The organism is Fibrisoma limi BUZ 3 (genome assembly GCF_000296815.2).
Taxonomy (GTDB): Bacteria; Bacteroidota; Bacteroidia; order Cytophagales; family Spirosomataceae; genus Fibrisoma; species Fibrisoma limi.
The window spans coordinates 292,326-314,412 of record NZ_CAIT01000010.1; the positions used below are offsets into that span (position 1 = coordinate 292,326).

Sequence of the window (22,087 nt, forward strand, 5' to 3'; positions counted from 1 at the left end):
GCGGCCAAATTCATTGCTGCGAATGCCCGACGACGTACCACCCATTTTACCTTTGCTGACGGCTGCGATTCTGCTCACGCCCTTTGCTGGATTCCTGGTGCTACTGAGGGCCGGGCATCGCTCGGCTGGTCGCATCGCCGTATTATTGACGGGCCTGGGCTTAGTCGCTTCCGTCGTATTGGCAATGAGTATGCCAGTGCAATCTATTGCCTTGCGAATCAATTGGGTAGCCCTGCAGCACATCACTTTCGACGTAGGGTTCCGGCTCGATACATTGACCGCCCTCATGCTGATGCTTGTACACGGCGTAGCCTTGCTGGTACAACTATATTCGATTTCCTACCTGCACGACGAGCCGCGATTGCCGCGCTATTTTTCGTACCTGCAATTGTTCGTCGGGGCCATGCTGGGCATTGTGCTGGCTGGTGATCTAATTATCATGTACGCGTTCTGGGAGCTGGTAGGGCTCGCGTCATACCTGCTCATCGGCTTTTATACGGAGCGGCCATCGGCGGTGCGGGCGGCTAAAAAGGCATTTCTGATGAACCGGATCGGCGACGTTGGCTTTCTGATCGGTATCTTCCTGACGTATTTCTACACGAATGCTACGGAATTGCCTACCGAGGGGGCTTCGGCCTTGCCTACGGTCGTTGGCTTGTGTCTGTTCATGGGCTGCGTGGGTAAGTCGGCGCAGTTTCCGCTGCTGACCTGGCTCCCGGATGCGATGGAAGGCCCCACGCCCGTTTCGGCGTTGCTCCACGCAGCTACGATGGTGGCCGCCGGTATCTTCCTGCTGCTACGGATCTATCCGATCTTATCGCCTGATGCGTTGAGCATTATTGCACTCGTGGGTACCATTACGGCCATGTGGGGTGGATACTCCGCCGTTTTTCAGCATGACATCAAGAAAGTGCTGGCTTTCTCAACCGTTTCGCAACTGGGATTGATGGTGGCCGGGGTAGGGACGGGTAATCCGACGGGCGCTCTGTTTCACCTGCTGACCCACGCATTTTTCAAAGCAGGGTTGTTTTTGAGTGCGGGCGCTGTCATTCACGGTGTAGAAACGCAGGATATGCGGCACATGGGTGGTCTGCGAAAAACACTGCCTGGTACGTTCGTGGCCTATACGGTTTGTGCCGCAGCGTTGGCTGGTTTACCACTCTTGTCCGGTTTTTTATCCAAGGAAGTGATTTTAGCCGGTGCCTTTCAGTGGGCAGACGTACAGGATAATGGACTGGCCTATGCCATACCCGCGTTGTTACTGCTATCATCTGGCCTGACGGCGCTGTACATGGTTCGGCAGTGGCAGATGGTTTTCTTCGGCCCGTACCGAAACCACGCATTGCCGCTTCAGCAGGTCCACGAACCCGATGCCCTGATGCGCATACCTGTTGGATTGCTGGCCTTATTATCCATTGGCTTCTGGTTCTCGCTCAATCCATTTCACGCGCAGGATAGCTGGTTTTTCGATGTGTTTGCCCCAGCAACCGAAACGGCCGAAGTAAGCTGGCTGGCACCCGTTTCCATTGCTCTGGTAGCGTTGGGGGGATACGTTGGTTTCCTCCTGCGTAACCACGATAATAATGCTGGAGCCATGACCCGCAGCTACGTCCGGCTGTCGGTCGAGTACGGATTTCTGGATGCCATTTATCAATTCATCATTATTAAGCCAATTCGTCAACTGGCTACGCTGTTGTACCGGACCGACCAACGCGTGGTGGATGGCGCTGTTAACGGACTCGGAGTTGGTTCGGTCGTAACGGCGCACCTGACCAACCTGCTGGATCGGTGGGGCGTCGACGGTGTCGTTAATGGTGCAGCCTGGGTGGCCGGGCGCTTGGGTCGGCTGGCGCGTTCGGTGCAGAACGGCCGCGTACAATCGTACATTACAGCGGCCGTAGTGGGGCTACTACTAATGTTGTGGTGGCTCCTGTAAAGCGGGCATACGTCCGCTTCGTGCATTAATTGTGGGTTTATACCCGCTTATATCTATGGTGTTAACATTACTTATTTTCATACCCATCGCCGGATCGTTACTGGTCGCTCTGTTACCCGACCAGCGGGCTGCACTGTTCAAATGGATAGCCCTGGGTGTGGCTATTCTTGAACTGGTACTGAGCGGCCTGGCTTATATTAGCTTCAATACAAAGCAAGTGGGGTACCAACTCCTCGAACAGGCTGACTGGATAACCGTTCCGCTGGGTAATCTCGGGATTGCCTCGATTGATTACGTCGTTGGGGTGGATGGCATCAGCCTGCCGCTGGTGGTACTATCGGCAGTTGTCCTGCTGGCGGGCGTTATTTCGTCGTGGACCATCGATCATCGACAGAAGGCCTACTTCGCCTTGTATCTGCTCCTGACAGGTACGGTTATGGGGTGCTTCGTAGCGCTGGATTTCTTTCTATTCTTCCTGTTTTTTGAGTTCATGCTCCTCCCAATGTACTTTCTCATCGGGCTTTGGGGCGGTCCCCGGCGTGAATATGCGTCCATAAAGTTCTTCCTGTATACATTGCTGGGATCGCTGCTGATTCTGCTGGTCATGATTGGCTTGTATCTGTCGGTGATCGATCCGATCAGCACGGCCGTAGCAGTTGGTTTCATCAGTGACCCGTCGGAGGCAACGGCCGACGTAGTACGGCTTATTCAGAATCAACTCCGCTACTACCAACTGAATCCGGCTATGGTCGTGCATACATTCGACATACGGTACCTGGCCGACGGAGGTAACTACCTGCCCAATGCTTTCCTGAGCCTGACCGGCGAACCGATTGTACTGGGGCTGCCGGCCCGATTGCTGGCTTTCTGGGCGGTGTTCATTGGCTTTGCCATCAAACTGCCGATCGTTCCGTTGCATACATGGTTGCCCGACGCCCACGTTGAAGCGCCAACTCCCGTATCGGTCGTTCTGGCGGGCGTATTGCTCAAAATTGGTGGCTATGGATTCCTGCGTATTGCCTGGGGGCTATTCCCCGATGGAGGTGCTGAGTTTGCCCGGACATTGGCTGGCCTGGGTACGTTGTCGATTGTGTACGGTGGCCTGAATGCATTGGCGCAGTACGACGTCAAGAAAATGATTGCTTATTCGTCGGTGTCACACATGGGCTTCGTACTGCTGGGTGTAGCTTCCTTAACGGCCGAAGGGATCAACGGCGCTATCTATCAGATGGTGAGCCACGGCGTTCTGTCGGCTATGCTGTTTCTGATCGCGGGGGTGGTGTATGACCGGACCCACGACCGACGTATCGACTCATACCGGGGATTAATGCAGCCCATGCCCCAATACGCTACGTTGACGGCCGTTGCGTTTTTTGGATCACTGGGCCTACCGGGTTTTTCAGGTTTTGTTGGTGAGTTGTTCACGCTGATGGGCAGTTTCCAGTCGCTTTGGTTGCCGGGCTGGTACACGGCGGTTTCGACGCTGGGTATAGTGCTGGCAGCCGCCTATTTTCTCTGGACGCTGCAGCGGATGTTTTTCGGGCCATTCTGGTCGCGGCACGAAACAAGTACCCAGAATGGCGTTTCCGTATTAACCGACCTGACCGCCCGCGAAAAACTCTTACTCATTCCGCTGGGTATTCTGGCGCTGGTCCTTGGTCTTTTCCCTAATCTGATCTTCAACCTGACAAGCACTACGGTGGCGCAGTGGCTGGAGAAGTTCATGGTGCAGTAAAAGTGTTGGCTATTGACAGGGCACGCCAACGGCGTTTGGGCTGGTTTTACAGTTTATTCAAACCGAGCCCGCTACCGGGCGTATTGCCGTCTGCGTACAAATTGCCACACTACGCCTACAAGGCCAACCAGTATCAGAGGGGCCAGCAGGTTCAATACTTGCCAGGTCGTCCGTTCGCTTTTCAGACGAATGGTGTCCAGTGGCCGAAGCGTAACCGTCCGGTTGCGGGCCGAAATAACGCCTTCTGGGTCGATCAGATAGTCAATGGCGTTCAGCGTAAAATCTTTATTGGCAAACGTAGTACGCGTGAAGCGGTCATAGCCTAGTGGCAGTGGTGCATTCCGTTTGTAGTCAACGTCGTTAACAACCAGATCGCCGTCAGAGCAAACCATCACCCGCGATGCTACCCCTTCGGCCTTGAAACCATTGGCACGCGGGTCGCCGGGGAGGATACGATTGGCAAACAGTGACTGAAACCGGCCTTCCATCAGGCAACCAATAATGCGAACTCCACCGTCGTAGGTGCTCGGGTCAGGCTGCTGTCGGGCTTCATTATAGGCAACAACGGCCGGAGCCTGCAAAATTTTGGTATATGGTGACGTGAGGAGCAAGGGAGTTTTCTGAATACCTGGCGACCGTACGGTATCGAGCGTACTGGTGAAACGTGCCCAAACCAGGTCGAGGTTACGGACAATCGGGTTGCGTGAGTTGCCGAAATTGTTGATGATCGGGTAAAACCGCCAGGGGAGCAATTGAATGTTGGGTTTGTCGCCCAGGTTCCCAACGTTAAGCGGAATAGAGGCACAGCGCAAATCCTTCACGATGTCGCGGTTGACCCGAACGCCCCAGCGAAAAAATAGGTTGTCGAGGTTCAGGTTCAGCGGTTGAGCGAACGTACCTTCCGCCCCAACGCTATCGACCCGCTGGCCATCCACAAAAAACAACGCCCGGCCGCCGTTGACGACAAACTGATCCATTTTGAAGACCTCATCGTCGGAGAAGGGCTGGTCGGGTTTGGGAACCAGAATCAGGTCAAGATCGGAGATGGGACCGGGTTTACTCATGTCTACGAAAAACAGGTCGTAGTTCTCCTGCACCGATGCCAGCAGGTCAGAAAAGCGGGAGGGCGGTACGTTCGTATGCGCAACCAGACCCACGCGCCGGCGACTGCCTTCCGGCTGTGTCAGCTTCCGAATGGCCGCTGCCAGTTGAAATTCAACCCCTTCGTACGACTGGTTCAATTGTTCCTGGGGCGAACTGGCTTTATTGCCTTTCAAGAGCAATACGGCCGTTTCTTTGCCCTTATATGACACCAGCGCCCCCGGGAAAATCAGTTTTTCGACTCGTTTTCCGCCTTCGTTGTTGATCACATTGGTCGGCAACAGACCCTGCTGCTGGAGCCGGTCAAACAGCTTGTTCTTGGCGTCTGTGTTGGTAATGGCATCCGGATCAATAAAGCGATACGTTACGTTCTTACCTGCCCGTGCCTGAAACTCCTCGAGGGTTTCGCGGACCGCGTTTTCCAGCCGTTTGAAGCCGGCCGGGAGTTCGCCTGTCAGGTATACGTTCACGTGAACATCGTCGTCCAGTCCTTCCAGCAGATTGCGGGTAGCGGTCGAAAGCGTGTACCGCTTCTCTTCCGTGAGGTCAACGCGAAAAAAAACAAATGCCGAAACGATATTAACAACCACTAAAACGGCCACAATCAGGCCGGTGCGTAACAAAGCAGATTTCATACTGGACTATAAACGAACGAGTCGGGCAAGTTGGTAGCCTGAAGGCAAAAAAACGAATTGTCTGCCAATTAATCGTAGAGGATTACTGCCAATAGAGCCAGTCGACCGAATCCATTCGCTCATAATTCGTAACATCCGAATAGTAGACAAGTTTTCATATAGACTAGCGCGAGTCTGATGGCCCGCGCTTTTTTTATGGACAGTAAAACTCATCAAACAACGTAAACCTCAATCATTATGGCAAGAACAGCAAATTTAGCGCAGGCCGGGGTACTGGACATCGCGCCTGTCGACCCGATTCCAAGCGGGTCAAGTAAAATCAATGTCGGCAAGAATGAACGCTGGCTATCCGTCGGTGCCGGTTTGTTGATAGCCAACATCGGTATTCGTCGGGGCGGGATTGGTGGCGTGTTGCTGACAGCTGTTGGTACGTCGCTGGCGCTGCGGGGTGCCTCAGGCTATTGCCCGATCAACGAAGCGCTTGGTCGCGATACGTCCGACGACAAAACCGAAACTAACGTACTGGAAATCTCAAAGTCAGTAACGATTAACAAACCCCGTGAGGAGGTTTACCAGTTCTGGCGGAAGCTGGAAAATCTGCCGAAGTTCATGCGCCATCTGGAAGATGTTAAGCAGATGGACGACCGCCGGTCGCACTGGGTAGCGCGGCTCGATAGCGAAAACCCTGCTGCCAAAGCCTTGCCGAAAGTGGAGTGGGATGCCGACATCGTTGAGGAAGAAGAAAATAGCCGGCTGGTCTGGCGGTCGGTCCCCGGAGCTACCATCGACAACTCGGGTGAGGTTCGCTTCGTGGACGCTCCCGGCAATCGCGGCACTGAGGTACACGCAACCATCAAGTATCGCCCACCGCAGGGCATTGTAGGGGAGGCCGTACTGAAACTGCTCAACCCGGCTTTCAAACAGATGGTTAAAGAAGATATCCGGCGGTTTAAGTGGCTCATGGAAACCGGTGCAATTACGACCAACGAAGGACCGTCGGGCCGCAAGCCGGAAACAACGAACCCTGCCCTACGTCAACCGATGCAAAACCCTGCAGAAACACCTCAAAATAAAACAAAACCCTCAATCACCGATGAGAGCATTGTGTTATAACGGTCGCAACGACCTGCGGGTCGAGCGCGTTCCTGACCCTGAAATTGTAAACCCGCAGGATATTATCCTGCGAGTTATTATGTCGTCGGTGTGCGGTTCAGACCTGCACCTGCTTAACGGCTACGTACCGACGATGCAGGAAGGCGATATCATCGGCCACGAATTCATTGGCGAGGTCGTGGAGATCGGGCCGGAAGTTAAAAAACTACGCCGGGGCGACCGCGTGGTGGTTGGTTCTATTCTGGGGTGTGGCGAGTGCAGCTACTGCCAGTCGCAGTCGTGGTCACTCTGCGACAACTCGAACCCGAACGCCTACATGGTTAAACCGCTCTATGGCTACTCACCCGCTGGTATCTTCGGCTACTCGCACGCGTTTGGCGGCTACGCCGGTAGCCATGCCGAATACATTCGCGTACCGTTTGCCGACCGTGGCTGTTTCCTGATTCCGGAAGGCGTAAAAGATGAGTCGGCGGTTTTCTGCTCGGATGCATTCCCAACGGGCTTTATGGGAGCTGATATGGCCGACATTCGGCCGGGCGACACGGTGGCAGTTTGGGGGTGTGGAGCCGTCGGGCAGATGGCGATGCGGAGTGCTTACCTGCTGGGTGCTGAGCGTGTTATTGCCATGGATCGGCACAAACACCTGCTCGAACAGGCTAAAAACAACAGCAATGCCGAAGTGCTGAGTATTGATGAAATCGACATTCAGGAAGCGCTCAAGGAAATGACGGGTGGCCGTGGCCCCGACCGCTGCATCGATGCTGTAGGGATGGAAGCCGTCAGCAGCAGCCCGCAGTACTACTACGATAAAGCCAAGCAATGGGTACGGCTCGAAAACGACCGGCCTATCGTTCTGCGCGAAGCCATCAAAGCCTGCCGGAAGGGCGGTACGATCTCAATCATCGGCGTCTATGGTGGCTTTGTCGATTCGATTCCTATGGGCGCGGCTATGAACAAGGCACTGACGTTCAGGATGGGGCAGATGCACGCCCAGAAATACATTCCCCGGCTGCTCGACTACGTGGCCAACGGTCAGGTGGATACATCCGACCTACTGACCTACAAGATGCCGCTGGAAGAAGGTCAGCGCGGCTACAACTATTTCAATTCGAAGTCGAACAATACAACCCGGGTTGTTTTCACACCGTGAAAGGGTAGGGGGCGTGGGGCTAAGGGCGTGGGGCTAAGGGCATGGGGCGTAGGGAACTACTATCCCGAGCCCTTAGCCCCACGCGCTATTACCGCCCGTAGAAACCACCGTAGTCGTAGAAGCTCCGACGACGGCTCAACTTCAATTCCTGAAGGATTGATGACCGGGCCCGCAGGTCGAACGAGTAGTTACCGGCGCGTTGGTTACTGCCTGCGTAGGGTGTCCAGTTGAACGACATATCCCAGCAGTGGAGGTCGCGGGTGATGCCGATGGTGGTTAGGGTTGGGCGCTTGAACTGGAAATCATAGCCTGAGTTAACGGTTATTTTCCACTTGGGCGTCAGGCTCAGATCTCCCGTCAATGTCAATGCCTGCACTACCTGACTAAGTTCGGGTGTCAGGCGCGTATAGCTGAATGTGTAGCTAACGTTAATCGACCAAGGGATGTTAAAATCAACGTACAACTCCGGATTGGTATTTATCGCCCGCATGGTCGCGGCAGACGCTCCGTTGCTTTGCTTAGGTCGGTCGGCCTGCTTGGGGGCCAGACGAGTGCTGATGTAAGCCTGCAGGTTCGTCAGACGTAACAAACCCTGCCCCTCCTGAAAAGCAAAGCGGTTCGGTACACGGATGTACTGCTGATTTTCGTAGCTGAGCGGATTAAGAATATACGGCGAATAGCTGATGGGCGGGTAAGGTGTTATGCCGGTAGCCGCTACGGGCAGGCCATAAACGGGCGTTCCGCCATAGGCCCGGGTGGCATAGGGATCGAACGTTGACGAGAAGTTAAAGCTGACGTTCTTAAGAATCTGCGTGTTCGCACTAACGGCAATGGGCGACAGTTTGTAGTCGGGCGCGAGGAAGTTGTAGCTGCCCGTAATACTCAGGTTGTCGAAAATCGAAATCTTCTTGAACTCCTGCCCGGCCGAATCGCTGCGCGTTCGCACCTTCATCTCCAACTGGTTGACGATACCGAAGGAAATAAAGGCCGATGCCGTGCTGCTCGCGCTACCACCACTGCCCCCTAAGCCCCGGAATACGGAGAGCGTCCGGCGGTACTCGGGTAACCCCTGTAAGCTGCCAACGCTATCCAGTCTGACGAACTGACCAAAAATCGGATTGGTGAAATTCGGGACGTAGCTGAACGAGATAGAGGGCGCTACGGTATGCCGGATCGCTTCAACGCGTTTCCCCCGGATGAAGTAAGTGCCGTAAAAGCGCGTGTTCATGCTGAGGTTGGTCGAAAAGTTATAGGATGGAAAAATGCCTCGACTGGTGTCAACCCGCACCGCGTTACTGTCTGCAACATACACGTAATTAAGCTTCTTCGTGTATAAATCCCCCTGCAACGAGAAACCTGGCGTTAAGTTGATGTATCGGAGAATCTTAAAATTAGGCAACGAGATAGGAATACTGTAACGAGCCTGAACCTGTCGGTTTTCCCAGATGCGCTGTAGATTTTGAAAGTTAAAATCAACCAGATTCGGGTCAGCAATGGTACGTCCATCACGAACAGCATTGGCGCGATTGGTACTATCAATAATGCGAGTTATGGCACTAACTGGTTGTAAGTCGGTAATTACCGGGAAGCCCAATCCAGTTGTATCAACCTGCGTCCGGATGGTATTGCTGATGCCCAGCGAACCGCTGACATCCAAACCGACCCGGAAGCTTTCGTACCAACGGCCCGAACCACCCCGTAGGGCGAAGGGCGCAATCTGGTTAAGACCAAAGTTGAAATCCGTCGACGCGTCGGTCTTGCCGTTCTCCCGGACGTTTGTTATCCGGTTAACCTGCCCAAACTGCTGGTTAACGCGCACGTTTGCCCCTGCCCGGGCGTACTGCCCAAAGGTGCGGCTGTACTGCACCGACGACCCCGCTACGTTGGAGGTATACTGTTGGGTGTTATAGGCATTGAACTGATTGTAGCTGTTGCTGCTGACATTGACGTTGGCTGAAAACGTACCGCGACCACGCGGCACCGGCGAATGCGACCACGTAACAGCAAAGTCATTCCGGGCAGGAGTAACATCGACCGGGTCGCCGGTGCGGTTGCGGTTGAAACGCAGGTCGATACCGCCACTGTACCGGTAGCGCTTGTTGTAGGCCGACGAAACACCAAGTCCCCAGCTACCCCGCGAGTAAATCTGCCCCCGGAACTGGATACCCAGGTTTTCGTTGACCGCCCAGTAATAGCCACCATCGCGCAGGTAGTAGCCCCGGCCGTTCGGTTCTTCACCGTATTGCGGTACCAGAACTCCGGAAACGCCAATATCTTTCTTTTTCGGAAACGGGAAAAAGCCGAACGGCAATCCAATGGGCAGCGGCACCTGGTTGACCACTAAATTAAATGGGCCGGCCACAACCTGCTTGTTGTGTATAACTTTCAGCTTGCTGGCGTTAATATGGAAGTGGGGCGTGGCCAGGTTGCAGGTCGTGTAGATAGCCTTGCCGATGTACAGGTTCTCGTCGGCATCTTTCTTCACGTTCTGACCGCGGATGTTGCCTTCGCCCTGTTGGGTAATAACTCCCTGAATTTTACCCTTTTTGGTCTTAAAATTGTAGCGAATCTCTTTGGTGTCGTACTTGTCGGCTCCGTCCTGAAAAATAGGTCGTCCGACGTACTTCTGGGCTGTTGAATCGTAGCGCCCTTTGGCATAGACCTCGTTGGTCAGGTAGTTCAGCCGGATGTACTCGGCTTTTAGTGAAATGTCGCCGTAGGTGACCTGGGCATCGCCGAATAGCTCAACGGTCTGGCCGTCGGCGGAGTAGATGGTCGAGTCTTTCGACGTATACTCAACCGTCGTGCGGAAGGCAGCGTCGGCCGAGGCCGAATCGGCCCGAATGGAGTCTGATGTCGCTACCTGGCGGCTGGTCGTATCACGGCCTTCGGGTCGGACAATATTGGGCGTAACCAGCCCCGGACGTAACCGACCGGGCTGATTTGGCGTTGTTGTTTGTGAAGAGGGGGGCGTAACAGGGCTTATAGCTGAGTTGGCCGGCGAAGCCGGAACGCGCTGCGACGGTACCGTAGCGGGCGGAATACCACCTTTCCCAGGCTGTTGAGCCGGTGTGTTCTGCCCCAGTGCGCTGAGCGCCAGTAAAATCCAGATGAAGCAGCTAAATGCCCCCATATGCCGGGGCCGTAAAATAAAGTATGCTTTTTTCAGTTCTATCAAAAAAATTACATTTGCCTGAACGGCCCGAAAACCTCAGGCTTACAAAGGTATTACGAACCGTTTATCTCCCTATCGCTTTGGAACGATTTAGGCTGTTAAAAATTATTAAATCGATGGGCGATCATATTAAAGGCGCAGGTCCCGGAAAAGTGACAACCATCGTAGTCGGGATGTTTCCGCTGCTGGCCCTGACCCTCGATCCGGTTCAGCAATTGCCGCAGGACACGATTGCGGCCCGTCAGGCAGAAAGTGCGCCCAATCAGATTCGGACGGTCGTGCTCGACGCCGGTCACGGTGGTAAAGACCCCGGTTGTATCGGTCGGCGGACGCGCGAATCGCGGGTGGTGCTGAAAATTGCGCTGGCGCTGGGGCGTCGGATCAAAGCCGAAATGCCTTCGATGCGGGTTATTTACACGCGGGCGTCGGACCGGTTTATCGAATTAAGCGAACGGTCGGCCATTGCCAACCGCAACCGGGCCGATCTGTTTATTTCCATTCACTGCAACGCCAGTCCATCGTCCAGTCGGGTTTATGGCACGGAGACCTACACAATGGGGCTGCATAAAACGGAGGGAAACCTCGACGTAGCAAAGCGCGAAAACGCCGTTATTCTGAAAGAAGACAACTATCAGCAAACTTATAAGGGTTTTAACCCGAACTCACCGCTGGCGCATATCATGTTGGCCAACTACCAACATGCATTCATGGGCAGCAGCATCAATTTTGCCGAGAAAGTGGAACGTAGCTTCCGGCGCAATGCTGACCGAACCAGCCGGGGGGTTAAGCAGGCCGGATTTCTGGTGCTATGGCGTACAACCATGCCGAGTGTCCTGATCGAAACCGGCTACCTGACCAATCCCGACGAAGAGTTATTTCTGATGTCGGAAGATGGGCAGGCCGAAATTTCCAATGCGATTTTCCTGGCTTTTCAGCAGTACAAGGAAGAAATCGAATCAGCAAATTGAAAGGTTATATGATAGTTGGAGCAGGTAGTCAGGTTAATGGATAGGCCGTTTTCTAAGCCGTTCACCTAATTACTGATACCAACCAATAAGCAAATTAACCAACTTTGCGGCACAAACGCCCCCGTATGTTGGTTATACGTACGGCCAGCACAGTTGGCGCGGCCTGGTAGGTCGTTCATTCTCACACGCATGAAATTTTCTCAGGAAGTAAAAGTAGGTTTGCTGGCAGTCGTTGCGCTGCTGATGTTCTACTTCGGATTCAGTTTTCTTAAAGGTTCTGACTTCTTTTCGTCGTCGCATCGGTACGAAGTGGTGTATGACAACATCGACGGCCTGACGGTTTCCAATCCGGTCCGTATTAATGGTCTGTCGGTCGGTCGCGTTGGACGAATTGATATTTTGCAGGATCAGGGCAACAAACTGCTGGTTACACTCGATCTGAATAAGGAAATCAAGGTTTCGCAGGGGTCGAGAGCCGTGCTGGCCGACGATGGGCTGCTGGGTGGTAAGGCGATTCAACTGGTGATTCAGCCGGGAGCCCCGCTGCTTGACGAAGGCGGTCGCCTTGTAGCTGAGAAGGAAACCGGCTTAACCTCACTGATCCGGGAGAAAACTCTGCCTGTGCTGAATAATGTTGATTCGCTCACCCTACAACTCAATCGGGTGGTGGCTCAGTTTGACCAGACAGGGGCCGTGCTGAACCAGACGCTACGGAGTGCTAACGCGGCCGTGGGTACACTTGACCTGACCATTGCCGAAAACCGCGCGGGCCTGAAAGAAACGCTCGGTAACGTAAATCGGCTGTCGGCATCGCTGGTTGAGACTGAAAAGCAATTGAAACCCATTCTGGCCAAAGCTGATAATATCGTTGATTCGCTCCGTGGTTTGCAGTTGCGCCAGACGCTGGCGAGTGTGAACCAGGCTGTGGGCAACCTTCAGCAGATACTGGCCGACATTGATCAGGGCAAAGGATCGCTGGGCAAGCTAACCTCCGACGAAGCCCTGTACCGGAATGTCAACAACACTACGGTTAGCCTCGAACGACTGCTGACGGATTTGCGCCAGAATCCAAAGCGGTACGTCCATTTCTCGCTGTTTGGCCGCAAAGAAAAAAACAAATCCAGCGAACCGGAGTCCGTTACTATAACGGCTTCGCAATCGCCCGGCACGGCCAGCGATACGAGTCGCCAGCAGTAAGAATTTGACATAAACTGGTTTTGCAAGCGGGCGACATATGTCGCCCGCTTGTGTAAACACCAAAGCATTATCATCAACAGACCCATGACCACCACGACGAATCATCCATTACAAGCGCTACTTGATGAACTGAACCGCCGGACCGCTGAAACGAAGCTTGGCGGAGGCCCTAAAAAAATTGAAGATCAGCACCGCAAAGGCAAGCTGACTGCGCGTGAACGTATCGACTACCTGACCGACGAAGGAAAACCATTTACAGAAGTTGGCCTGTTTGCCGGAGAAGGCATGTATGCCGAGCATGGTGGTTGCCCATCCGGGGGCGTTGTGACGGGCATTGGCTACGTGTCGGGGCGGCAGTGCGTGATCGTGGCCAACGACGCCACCGTAAAAGCCGGTGCCTGGTTTCCAATTACAGCTAAAAAGAACTTACGGGCGCAGGAAATTGCGATGGAAAACCACCTGCCCATCATTTACCTGGTCGATAGTGCGGGCGTGTACCTGCCTTTGCAGGATGAAGTATTTGCCGATAAGGAGCATTTCGGGCGGACATTCCGCAACAACGCCATGCTGTCGTCGATGGGGATTCTCCAGGTGGCTGCTATTATGGGCAGTTGCGTAGCCGGTGGGGCTTACCTCCCAATCATGTCCGACGAAGCGTTGATCGTGGAGGGAACCGGTTCTATCTTTCTGGCCGGGCCGTATCTCGTCAAAGCATCCATTGGCGAGGATGTGGATGCCGAGACGCTGGGTGGTGCTACAACGCATACGGAAATTTCGGGCGTAACGGACAACAAATATCCTGACGACAAAAGCTGCCTGGATGCCATCAAGCGCATCTTTGACAGACTTGGCCACCGCGAAACGGCCGGTTTCGACCGGGCTGAACCGGCCTTGCCCGCAAAAAATCAGGAGGAGATCTATCAACTACTGCCGATCGATCGGGTAAAACCGTACGATATGGTGGAAATTGTGGAAAGACTGGTGGATAAGTCGGAATTTGATCCATATAAACCTGGCTACGGTCAGTCGTTGCTGTGTGGCTACGCCCGCATCGATGGCTGGGCCGTTGGTATTGTCGCTAACCAGCGTAAAGTTGTAAAGGCAAAGGGACGTACCGGCCAGCCCGCCGGAACGCCGGCCGTCGAGATGCAGATGGGGGGGGTAATTTACGGCGATGCCGCTGATAAAGCTGCCCGCTTCATCATGAACTGCAACCAGAAACGCATACCGTTGGTGTTTTTGCAGGACGTAACGGGGTTCATGGTCGGGAGCCGGGCCGAGCAGGGCGGAATCATCAAGGACGGGGCTAAGATGGTGAACGCCATGGCCAATTCCGTGGTGCCGAAATTTACGGTGGTGGTTGGGAACTCCTACGGGGCCGGAAACTACGCTATGTGTGGCAAAGCTTATGATCCGCGCCTGATTGTGTCGTGGCCGACAGCCCAGATGGCGGTAATGAGTGGTGCTTCGGCCGCTAAAACCCTGCTTCAGATCCAGGTGGCGGCTATGAAAGCCAAAGGCCAACCCCTGACACCCGAACAGGAGCAGGCTCTGTTACAAAAGATCACCGACCAGTACAACGCCCAATTATCGCCGTATTACGCAGCCGCCCGGCTCTGGGTCGATGCCGTTATTAATCCGCTGGCAACGCGCCAGATTATTTCAGAAGGTATTGCGGCTGCCAACCACGCGCCCATCACGCGGCCGTTCAACGTCGGGGTGATTCAAACGTAGTGGCCTGGGCGGCTTTAGGGATATCTTTACGGTTTTCAGCTAACCAGATCATAGCGCCTTCCGGCGTAAACCAGCGTTTAGCCGTACCATCGTCTGAAGCGGTCAGGAGGTAGCGTCTGTCATTTGAAAATACGGCCGAAAGTACCGGGCCTCGGTGAGGCAGCGTAGCCAGGGGTAGTCCTTTGTCGTCCCACAGTCTGGCCGTACCGTCAGCCGAAGCCGTCAGCATCTGACAACCGTCTTTTGAAAAAACTGCCGACCGGACCGGTCCCTTGTGTGTCAATGTAGTCAGCAGCGTTCCATCGGCATTCCATACCTTAGCTGTCATATCGGCCGAGGCTGTCAGCAGGCGTTTACCATCGGCTGAAAAGACGGCCGAATAAACCGGACCATTGTGGGCGAGAGAAGCCTGGAGCTCGCCATCGATAGTCCAGAGCCTGGCCGTACCGTCTGCGGAAGCGGTTAATATCCTGGTTCCGTCATCTGAAAAGACGGCTGTGCGAACCAGACCCTGATGTTGTAACGTAAGCAGGAGTTTGCCGTCGGCAGACCAGAGCCTGGCTGTACTGTCGGCCGAAGCGGTTAGTACCTGGTTTTCGTTGGGTGAGAAGACGGTTGAGTAAACCGGTCCCCGATGCAGGAATGTCGCTAGAGACTTGCCGCCAACGTCCCAGAGCCTGGCGGTACCATCCGCAGAAGCTGTCAGTATTCGGCTGCCGTCGGCAGTGAAGGCGGCAGACCGGACCAGGCCTGTATGTGGCAGGGTGTTGAGTAATTGTCCTTTGTTGTTCCAGAGCCTGGCGGTACCGTCGGCCGATACCGTCAGCAGGCGGTTACTGTCCTTTGACATGACTGCGGACATAACCCGCCCCTGGTGTTGTAGTGTGGTGGTCAGCCTGCCATCCGTATCCCAGAGTTTGGCACTACCATCATCCGAAGCCGTCAGCATGTAAGCTGCATCCGCTGAGAAAATTGCCGATCTGACCGGAGCTTGGTGAGGTATGCTGAGCTTTACAAATAGTGAGTCGCCTTCATTGAACCGCCGAAAGAAACGTTCGTACACGGGAGTTTCATCCAGTCCGAGTTTGGCGGCCGAGTCCAACAATTGAATTGCCTCCAATGACGGTTTATTGTCGCTTTCGCTGGCTAAATACAGGGCCTGTGCTCGTTGGGCGTCGCGCACTGCCTGTTTTTGAGCCGCAATGGCTACTTCCTGCGCCTTTACGGCATTTTCTTTTTGCTGCTGCGCAGTATCGGCTGATGCCTTAGCTAAGCGTGTTTGTTCGTCAGCCAACTTTTTAAGCCTGAATGCTGCGTTCTTCTGTCGTACAGCTTCGTCTTTTTCTTTCTCAATCGCTCTGAACACCTCACTGATTTGCTGGTCAATTAATTGAGTACTGTCTGGTAGACATAGTTTGGCTGCGTTAAATTTATCAAGGGCTTCTTTGAATTTCTTATTCTTTATATAGGCTTTGCCATCGATCATCAATTGAGGATATTCAGGGCAGATCGGCGCCTGTTGAGATTGGGCGGCCAAGGACAGGATTAGTAGCCCGCAAACAATGAATAGAGTGAAGCGGGTCATGGTCGGCTCGGTTTAGGTATAGCTGATGGTTGCAGTTTTGCTTTTAGTTGCGCCAGATTACGCCTGGCTTCCTGTTGCTCATCATATGGGAAGTTTGGAGCAGGCGGCAATTGATTAATCAGGGCGGTTGCTTCCCCGAATGATTTTTTAGCCAGGTTGGGCTCGTTATATTCTGCATAACGTAATCCTTTTGAGTAAGCGGCCCTGGCTCGTTGAAGTGTAACTGAGTTCAGGGCTGCTTCCGCTTGCTCTTTTGCTTTATCCGCATCGGATTTTTGTTTTAAAGCAAAACCCATGGCAATCACAGCCAGTATCAATAGGGCCGTTACACCAATTATTGTCAGTCTGAGCCGGTTGTTTTTTCGGCGCTGCTCGTCTACTTCGGCCAGCCGCTTTTGCTCCAGGTACGAGATGCTTGCCGTTATGAATTGAAGGATGCCAGCGCCGTTTGGTGCGCTCCGTTCAAGTTCAGTACGAATAGCGATTTCGTAAAGTCCGATTTCAGCCAGTCGGCGCTGCGGCAGCAACAAGTCTTGTGCTCCATGATTAACTACGTACTCCTGATAAGCCTCTTTCAGTCGTTTCAGAATGTCGTTGATCTGCCGCTGTTCGGTTGAGCGGCCCTGGTCGATCACCCTGGCGAGACTGTCGTGGGCTAATTCGTAACTACCATCTTCAAACTGCACAATCCGGGCGGCTTCCAGTGCTTCGCCAATCTGATGGATAAAGACTGGCCGATAGCCTGTCTCATTGACCAGCATATCCACTGTACACTCGCGCCGGGTGCCCTCATAGGTAACCAATGCTTCAAGAATGGCTTTTACCGCCGATTTTTCATCGTCAGCCAGTTTGTCGCTGATCTCTTCGCTTTGTTCAGTAACAAACTGGGCCAGTACGTCGTCAATTTTACCAACCTGACTAACCAGTTCAGGACTGAAAATTACAGGCTGTGCGTTCTGGTTATTTATGGCCTTTCGCCAGAGACGGTCCAGATACACCTGCAAATAGGGTAACTGAAAGGGATTTTTAGAACTTTGGTTAGTAGCAATAATGGCGGGTACGGTCTGATCAGGATTGTTAATCCGGATGCCGGCTACTTCACATGTACCCACAATTACGGCGCGTAGGTTCTTCTCGCTCATCGGTTCCAGCCGTAGTCTGAAATCAAACAGGGTCGGAAGGTTATCCTCGAAAGGATAGAGGTACGCAATGTACTCTTCCCGCATCACGAGCAATAGTTTGAACTGGCCCGGCGACGTGTACAAGGCTTTGAGCAATTCAAAAAACTGAATCTGCTCGGGGCGGTCCCCGCTGATAAAGATTTCTTCAAATTGATCGAAAATCAGGTAAACCGGGCGCATCAGATACCCCGACAGGCGGTTTAAGGCGTCTATGGGGTCGGTTTCATCATTGTGGTCAAGCAGGGTGCTGAGGGATACCTGAAGGGATTTTATGAAATTGGATCGCCGACGGACAATGAGTGGAAAATAGTCGGTGGAGGGCATTACGCTGGCCAGGCCACACTGCACCAGGCTGGACTTACCCGTTCCCGACTGTCCGTAGATGAGCAAAAGCTTCGAACGGAAAATAAGTTCGACCAGCCGTTGCTGTTCGAGTTCGCGGCCAAAAAAGCAGTCTTTATCCTGAGCGGTGTAGGCGTCAAGGAACTTAAAAGGACTTTTGGTGACCGGCTTATGAACCTGTGGAGGTGTGGCAGTCATGGTCAGATCCGGGCTAAAACGTCAGCATCATCGTCAGAGGGCGTAGTAACCGAGAGCACAGATTCCTCGTCGGTCAGAGTCAGCAACGTTCGTAAGGTCCCGAACTGTTCACGCAGCACACTGAAATCCTGTTTGCTGAATGGGTCGCTATCTTCCTGGGGAATGAGCAAAAGTGGTCCGTCGGGGCGGCTGATGTGCTGATAACGTAATTGTCCGGATTGACTGGAATGAAAGCTGTACAGATCAAATACGCTGTTGTCACTCTTGAGAAATACGTTTTTGTCGATCACAAAGGGAGCCAGGCTCAAAAAGCCACCCGGTGCCAACTCTTCTATTGATCCACTCTCGCTAAGCCGTCGTTGAATCCTGACCAGCAGCACCGACTGGCAATCCCAAAGATCAGGCAATGGAATTTCTTCAAAAGATGACTCACTTGTATCCAAACCTTGACTGGCCCGGAGGATAACCATCTCATGACGGTACGCGGGCGGTTGTCGGTAGAACCGGACCGCCCGAATGTTTTTAAACGACTGTAGTCGGTAAATTGACCAGAAACCAGCCTGTTTCAACCATTCGCTCAAATGCTCTTCCCCAAGTCTACAAAGCGATACAATATTGCTGATACCGAGAGGAGCAGCAATCCGTGCTTTAAGGCTAAACAAAAATTGCAGGGTGTCCGTCAAGCGGGAATCGGTCCCGAACGTATCAAGCCAGTCTTTTAACTCCGTGATAAAATACGGAATTTGTTGCCGGTTCGTAAACGTTCGCATCGTTTGAATTGCTGCGACCAATTGATCACTTTCCCAGTGGTCCCAACCAGCAGTCATCGTTTCCTGAATGAGTTGTTTGGTGGGCGCATCCATCAGGTTTCCAGCAGGTTGTACTTCTGACTCCTGCAGCCAGTTGCGTATCTGAGAGAGCAGAATACTCATCAGCAGATCGATCGATGAGTCAAAGAGTGACACGTAATACTTGAGCCGGTCCTGAGTAGCGGTTGGCTCGATCAACTTGTTGTCGTCCGAGATATGACGGCAAAAGAGTTTACGCAGATGCTCTGAAATAGGGTATGGAAGCCGCCGTAGTATTTCAAGCTGTAGCCAGCCACGCAGACTCGTGTCATCATTAATTCGGGCGGCTTTACTGGTTAACAGTTGCTTCAGCGTCGGATCAAACTTGACGAGCGTAGTGTATAGCGATTTCCGCAGTACGTCGTTGGCAACGTATTGCGAAGTGTCATTAACAGTAGCCGTTGGGAGTTCCCAGCGGGCCGTGTCATCGTCGGGGCAGTAGAAGTACCATTTGTCCTGGCTTACCTCGTTCTGAAGCCTGGCCCCTCCCCGGTCAATGCGTTGTACGGTAGTGGGTACAGTTACCTGAATGGTCAGCCGGGCAATGTCGACGGCTTCCTGCAACGAGTACTGGTTAACCAGGGCCTGGTAGAAAGCTATGGCGAACTCTTTGGCCACAGTATCATTGACGGGTGCACGGGTAGCGATAACGGCCGCCTTCACGTTTTGATCAGCCAGTAGCCTGATGTGATTGAGTGTCGAGCAGCCGTTCAGAAACACCAGCCGAAGTTCGGGACAGCGCGCCAGCAGTTGAGCAATGCCAACGCCCCGGGCGGAGGTATCTTCAAATTGGAGAGCGTTACTACCGGCATGACCACTAAAGTGAAATAAGCAAAGCGTTTGTTGGTAAAGCTGAATTTTTGTGGCTACCGAGTCAGTCGTTGCAAATGAGTCGCGCACTTTTTGAAATTGATTCTTACTGCTTCGGGGGTCAAGCAGTCGATCAATACCCGCATCCTCATCGCTGAGGTTACCAAGAGGGCGATCATGATCATTCGCAAAACAAAACAATAGCGTATTCATGGAAGGCTGTGAGTGAATGTACTTAAAGAATTAGGTTGAGATCAGAATTTAGGATTTGTAACGCTAAAAAATAAAAGTTTGCTGTTTATGTGAAAATTAGAAAAATTAATACTTACTCTCAATAAATTCATTATTATTTAGTGCCAACTGGGCTACGAATACACTCATTAGCAGATGTGAATGTTAGAAGCTTCTACCGTTTACTTGATAAGTAATTTTATTCTGGTTTATCGACAAATTTGCTTGAGTAAAAAAAGTGTTTATAAAGTTTATAGGAGACCTGATACACATTCGTCAACGTTGACAATTATCTATAAATGAAACATGATTAATGTTGCCTGTTTTTATGGAGAATCAGCTAAGTTTTTTGGGAGCGATTTTACTATTTGTTATCAGCTTCCTTTCTCCTGTTTACGTGTCTGGTCAGGTTGACAGCCTCATTGATGATGAGTACGACCGGTACAAAAATCGAGGGGATGCTCATTTCAGGCAGGGTAGTTACCTGGAAGCCCGACGGCACTATCAAAGCTGCCTGGAAGTACCCGGCTTTGAAGCCAATCCCTGGATCAAAAGTCGGATAGAATACTGTAGCAAGTATCAGGTAATACGTCAGCAGGCTGAGAATGCACAAGTTGCTGAAGCTATCGGTTTCTATCGGGAACTACTTGGCTATAATCCTGAAGACGCCAACGCAAAAGATAAGTTAATTGCTATATATGATAAGAAAGCTGACGACGCGTTTGACCTAAAACGATATCGCGAGGCCATTGTCAATTATGGACAAATGCTTAAGTATACTGCGGACGAAAAAAAGATAAACGAAGTAAATGAAAGAATTAAGAAGGCTAATGTATTTCGCTTAAACTATCAATACTCAAAGCTCCAGATAGCAGCAGGAGTAGTTGCAATAGGAGCCGGTACATATGCCTTACTTCTTCGGAATGATTACCAAAAAAAACGAAATGCTCTCGATATAATCAGTCGGACGGTTGATCCTGAGAACATTGGTCTCATCGAATCATCAGATGGATATCGCCAATATAAAGAAGCCTACAGTGATGTCCAGTCAGCTCAAAATAAAAACGGTTGGTTTAAAGCCGGTGTTGGTGTGGCAGTTGCTGCAACTATCGCTGAATTATATCTTATCCTGAACAAATCTAAATTAAGTACGAGCGCTATTACGTGGAGACCATCTTCGGATTCTGTAGGTCTGACAATAGGCTATAGGTTTTAATTATTATTATAAATTTCACTCACTTTGAAATCGAAAAATGAAACGGTTATTGATTTACTTGAGCTGCTTTTTATTTACAGGCGGGCTGGAATCAACACTTCTGAGTTGTAGCAGGTGGGATGTGCCAGCACTTAAAGAACAAAGTATTTCGAGGGGTTTAGTGACTTATTTGCCGTTTACTGCCGGATCGCTTACTGACAGTCTTAAAAATAATAACGCCATATGGGGCCTTAGTAACACAAAGTCTAATTTTATTGATGATTTCAAGGGTACTGCTAATTCAGCAATCCAGTTAAATGGTTCAACTGATTATATCAAATTATTAGATAATAAAAGTTTGCAGTTTGATACAGCGTTTGCCATAAGCATTTGGATTAAGCCTGTTGTACAGGTATTGAACCCGGGTACTGATAGGCGTATACAGATCTATAATAAGTCGAACTTCACAACCGGAGCAGGTGAAGCTTATAGTTCGTCAATGCGGGCAATCAGAAATATTGATGGTCTGCCAGATATTATAGCAATATTGGCGGATGTCAAACAAGGGAGTAACTGTGAATCAGGTAGGGGATGGCAGAGCTTATCAATTAATACGAATCGAGCTATTTACGAAAACAACGGGTGGCATCATCTGGCTTTTTCTTACAATCGTTCAACGGTTTCATTTTACTTGGATGGCGTTTTACTAAGTATATCTAAATTATCAAATTTAAATAAAATAGATAATTGCGTTGGTGGCGACTTACGCTTCGGGGTTCAGCATTTAAAGGCGGTAGACCCTGATAGTAAAAAAAACTATTATAATTACTTCAGTGGCGGTATGGATGAGATACGAATATATAACCGTCCGCTAACAGCCACCGAAGTGCAAACACTGTACAAGCTTAAAGACGAGGGTTGAGACTTTTTTCATTGTATTGCAGTACGTTATT

General features: G+C 51.9%; 14 protein-coding genes. 9 read left to right on the top strand and 5 right to left on the bottom strand.

The features are described from left to right. Positions 1-22: 22 nt before the first annotated feature. Positions 23-1,936, top strand: coding sequence for an NADH-quinone oxidoreductase subunit 5 family protein (locus tag BN8_RS29235; RefSeq protein WP_009285565.1), 1,914 nt, complete (start codon positions 23-25; stop codon positions 1,934-1,936). A 55-nt stretch (positions 1,937-1,991) separates the two neighbouring features. Then, positions 1,992-3,671 (top strand): complex I subunit 4 family protein, encoded by a 1,680-nt coding sequence (locus BN8_RS29240; protein ID WP_009285566.1) that lies wholly within the window; start codon positions 1,992-1,994, stop codon positions 3,669-3,671. Between the two features lie 71 nt (positions 3,672-3,742). Here BN8_RS29240 and gldG read toward each other — a convergent pair whose 3' ends face one another. Beyond that, entirely contained in the window at positions 3,743-5,407 is a 1,665-nt protein-coding gene (gene gldG, locus BN8_RS29245) for a gliding motility-associated ABC transporter substrate-binding protein GldG (RefSeq protein ID WP_009285567.1), read from the bottom strand. 237 nt (positions 5,408-5,644) lie between these two features. Here gldG and BN8_RS29250 point away from each other — a divergent pair, with 237 nt between their 5' ends. Both BN8_RS29250 and BN8_RS29255 read left to right on the top strand, forming a co-directional pair. Then, positions 5,645-6,520, top strand: coding sequence for an SRPBCC family protein (locus BN8_RS29250; protein WP_009285568.1), 876 nt, complete (start codon positions 5,645-5,647; stop codon positions 6,518-6,520). Beyond that, positions 6,501-7,670 (top strand): zinc-dependent alcohol dehydrogenase, encoded by a 1,170-nt coding sequence (locus BN8_RS29255; protein ID WP_009285569.1) that lies wholly within the window; start codon positions 6,501-6,503, stop codon positions 7,668-7,670. The genes BN8_RS29250 and BN8_RS29255 overlap by 20 nt, the downstream gene beginning before the upstream one ends. 88 nt (positions 7,671-7,758) lie before the next feature. Here the strand turns inward: BN8_RS29255 and BN8_RS29260 are convergent, their stop codons facing one another. After that, positions 7,759-10,803: a putative LPS assembly protein LptD gene (locus BN8_RS29260; RefSeq protein WP_009285570.1), complete on the bottom strand. Its 3,045-nt coding sequence runs from the start codon at positions 10,801-10,803 to the stop codon at positions 7,759-7,761. Positions 10,804-10,997: 194 nt separating this feature from the next. Here BN8_RS29260 and BN8_RS29265 point away from each other — a divergent pair, with 194 nt between their 5' ends. The 3 genes from BN8_RS29265 (at position 10,998) to BN8_RS29275 (ending at position 14,744) form a co-directional block, all read left to right on the top strand. Beyond that, a complete protein-coding gene (locus tag BN8_RS29265; protein WP_083882555.1) occupies positions 10,998-11,813 on the top strand; it encodes an N-acetylmuramoyl-L-alanine amidase family protein in 816 nt (271 codons plus the stop codon). A gap of 189 nt (positions 11,814-12,002) precedes the next feature. Continuing rightward, complete coding sequence (locus BN8_RS29270; RefSeq protein WP_009285572.1) at positions 12,003-13,010, top strand: MlaD family protein; 1,008 nt, start codon at positions 12,003-12,005, stop codon at positions 13,008-13,010. A gap of 84 nt (positions 13,011-13,094) precedes the next feature. Next, positions 13,095-14,744: an acyl-CoA carboxylase subunit beta gene (locus BN8_RS29275; RefSeq protein ID WP_009285573.1), complete on the top strand. Its 1,650-nt coding sequence runs from the start codon at positions 13,095-13,097 to the stop codon at positions 14,742-14,744. Here BN8_RS29275 and BN8_RS29280 read toward each other — a convergent pair. From BN8_RS29280 to BN8_RS29290, 3 genes are read right to left on the bottom strand one after another with little or no spacing between them, the layout of a single operon-like run. Further along, positions 14,719-16,329 (bottom strand): putative WD repeat-containing protein sll0163, encoded by a 1,611-nt coding sequence (locus tag BN8_RS29280; protein ID WP_009285574.1) that lies wholly within the window; start codon positions 16,327-16,329, stop codon positions 14,719-14,721. The two genes, BN8_RS29275 and BN8_RS29280, sit on opposite strands and share 26 nt — an antisense overlap. Further along, entirely contained in the window at positions 16,326-18,050 is a 1,725-nt protein-coding gene (locus BN8_RS29285) for an nSTAND1 domain-containing NTPase (protein WP_009285575.1), read from the bottom strand. Before BN8_RS29285 ends, BN8_RS29280 begins: the two co-directional genes overlap by 4 nt. Before the next feature lie 2 nt (positions 18,051-18,052). Continuing rightward, the gene (locus BN8_RS29290) at positions 18,053-19,921 is read right to left on the bottom strand and encodes a CHAT domain-containing protein (RefSeq protein ID WP_009285576.1); all 1,869 of its coding nucleotides are present in this window, start codon (positions 19,919-19,921) and stop codon (positions 18,053-18,055) included. A 346-nt stretch (positions 19,922-20,267) separates the two neighbouring features. Between BN8_RS29290 and BN8_RS29295 the strand changes: the two genes are divergently transcribed. Together BN8_RS29295 and BN8_RS29300 are read left to right on the top strand one after the other, a co-directional pair. Beyond that, entirely contained in the window at positions 20,268-21,155 is an 888-nt protein-coding gene (locus tag BN8_RS29295) for a hypothetical protein (protein WP_040007128.1), read from the top strand. Positions 21,156-21,192: 37 nt separating this feature from the next. Beyond that, entirely contained in the window at positions 21,193-22,056 is an 864-nt protein-coding gene (locus tag BN8_RS29300) for a LamG domain-containing protein (RefSeq protein WP_009285578.1), read from the top strand. Positions 22,057-22,087 lie beyond the last annotated feature (31 nt).

Bases quoted from the DNA above. Each gene is read 5' to 3' on its own strand.
- BN8_RS29235 (WP_009285565.1), top strand. From the start codon at position 23: ATGCCCGACGACGTACCACCCATTTTACCTTTGCTGACGGCTGCGATT.
- BN8_RS29240 (WP_009285566.1), top strand. From the start codon at position 1,992: ATGGTGTTAACATTACTTATTTTCATACCCATCGCCGGATCGTTACTG.
- gldG (WP_009285567.1), bottom strand. From the start codon at position 5,407: ATGAAATCTGCTTTGTTACGCACCGGCCTGATTGTGGCCGTTTTAGTG.
- BN8_RS29250 (WP_009285568.1), top strand. From the start codon at position 5,645: ATGGCAAGAACAGCAAATTTAGCGCAGGCCGGGGTACTGGACATCGCG.
- BN8_RS29255 (WP_009285569.1), top strand. From the start codon at position 6,501: ATGAGAGCATTGTGTTATAACGGTCGCAACGACCTGCGGGTCGAGCGC.
- BN8_RS29260 (WP_009285570.1), bottom strand. From the start codon at position 10,803: ATGGGGGCATTTAGCTGCTTCATCTGGATTTTACTGGCGCTCAGCGCA.
- BN8_RS29270 (WP_009285572.1), top strand. From the start codon at position 12,003: ATGAAATTTTCTCAGGAAGTAAAAGTAGGTTTGCTGGCAGTCGTTGCG.
- BN8_RS29275 (WP_009285573.1), top strand. From the start codon at position 13,095: ATGACCACCACGACGAATCATCCATTACAAGCGCTACTTGATGAACTG.
- BN8_RS29280 (WP_009285574.1), bottom strand. From the start codon at position 16,329: ATGACCCGCTTCACTCTATTCATTGTTTGCGGGCTACTAATCCTGTCC.
- BN8_RS29285 (WP_009285575.1), bottom strand. From the start codon at position 18,050: ATGACTGCCACACCTCCACAGGTTCATAAGCCGGTCACCAAAAGTCCT.
- BN8_RS29290 (WP_009285576.1), bottom strand. From the start codon at position 19,921: ATGAATACGCTATTGTTTTGTTTTGCGAATGATCATGATCGCCCTCTT.
- BN8_RS29295 (WP_040007128.1), top strand. From the start codon at position 20,268: ATGGAGAATCAGCTAAGTTTTTTGGGAGCGATTTTACTATTTGTTATC.
- BN8_RS29300 (WP_009285578.1), top strand. From the start codon at position 21,193: ATGAAACGGTTATTGATTTACTTGAGCTGCTTTTTATTTACAGGCGGG.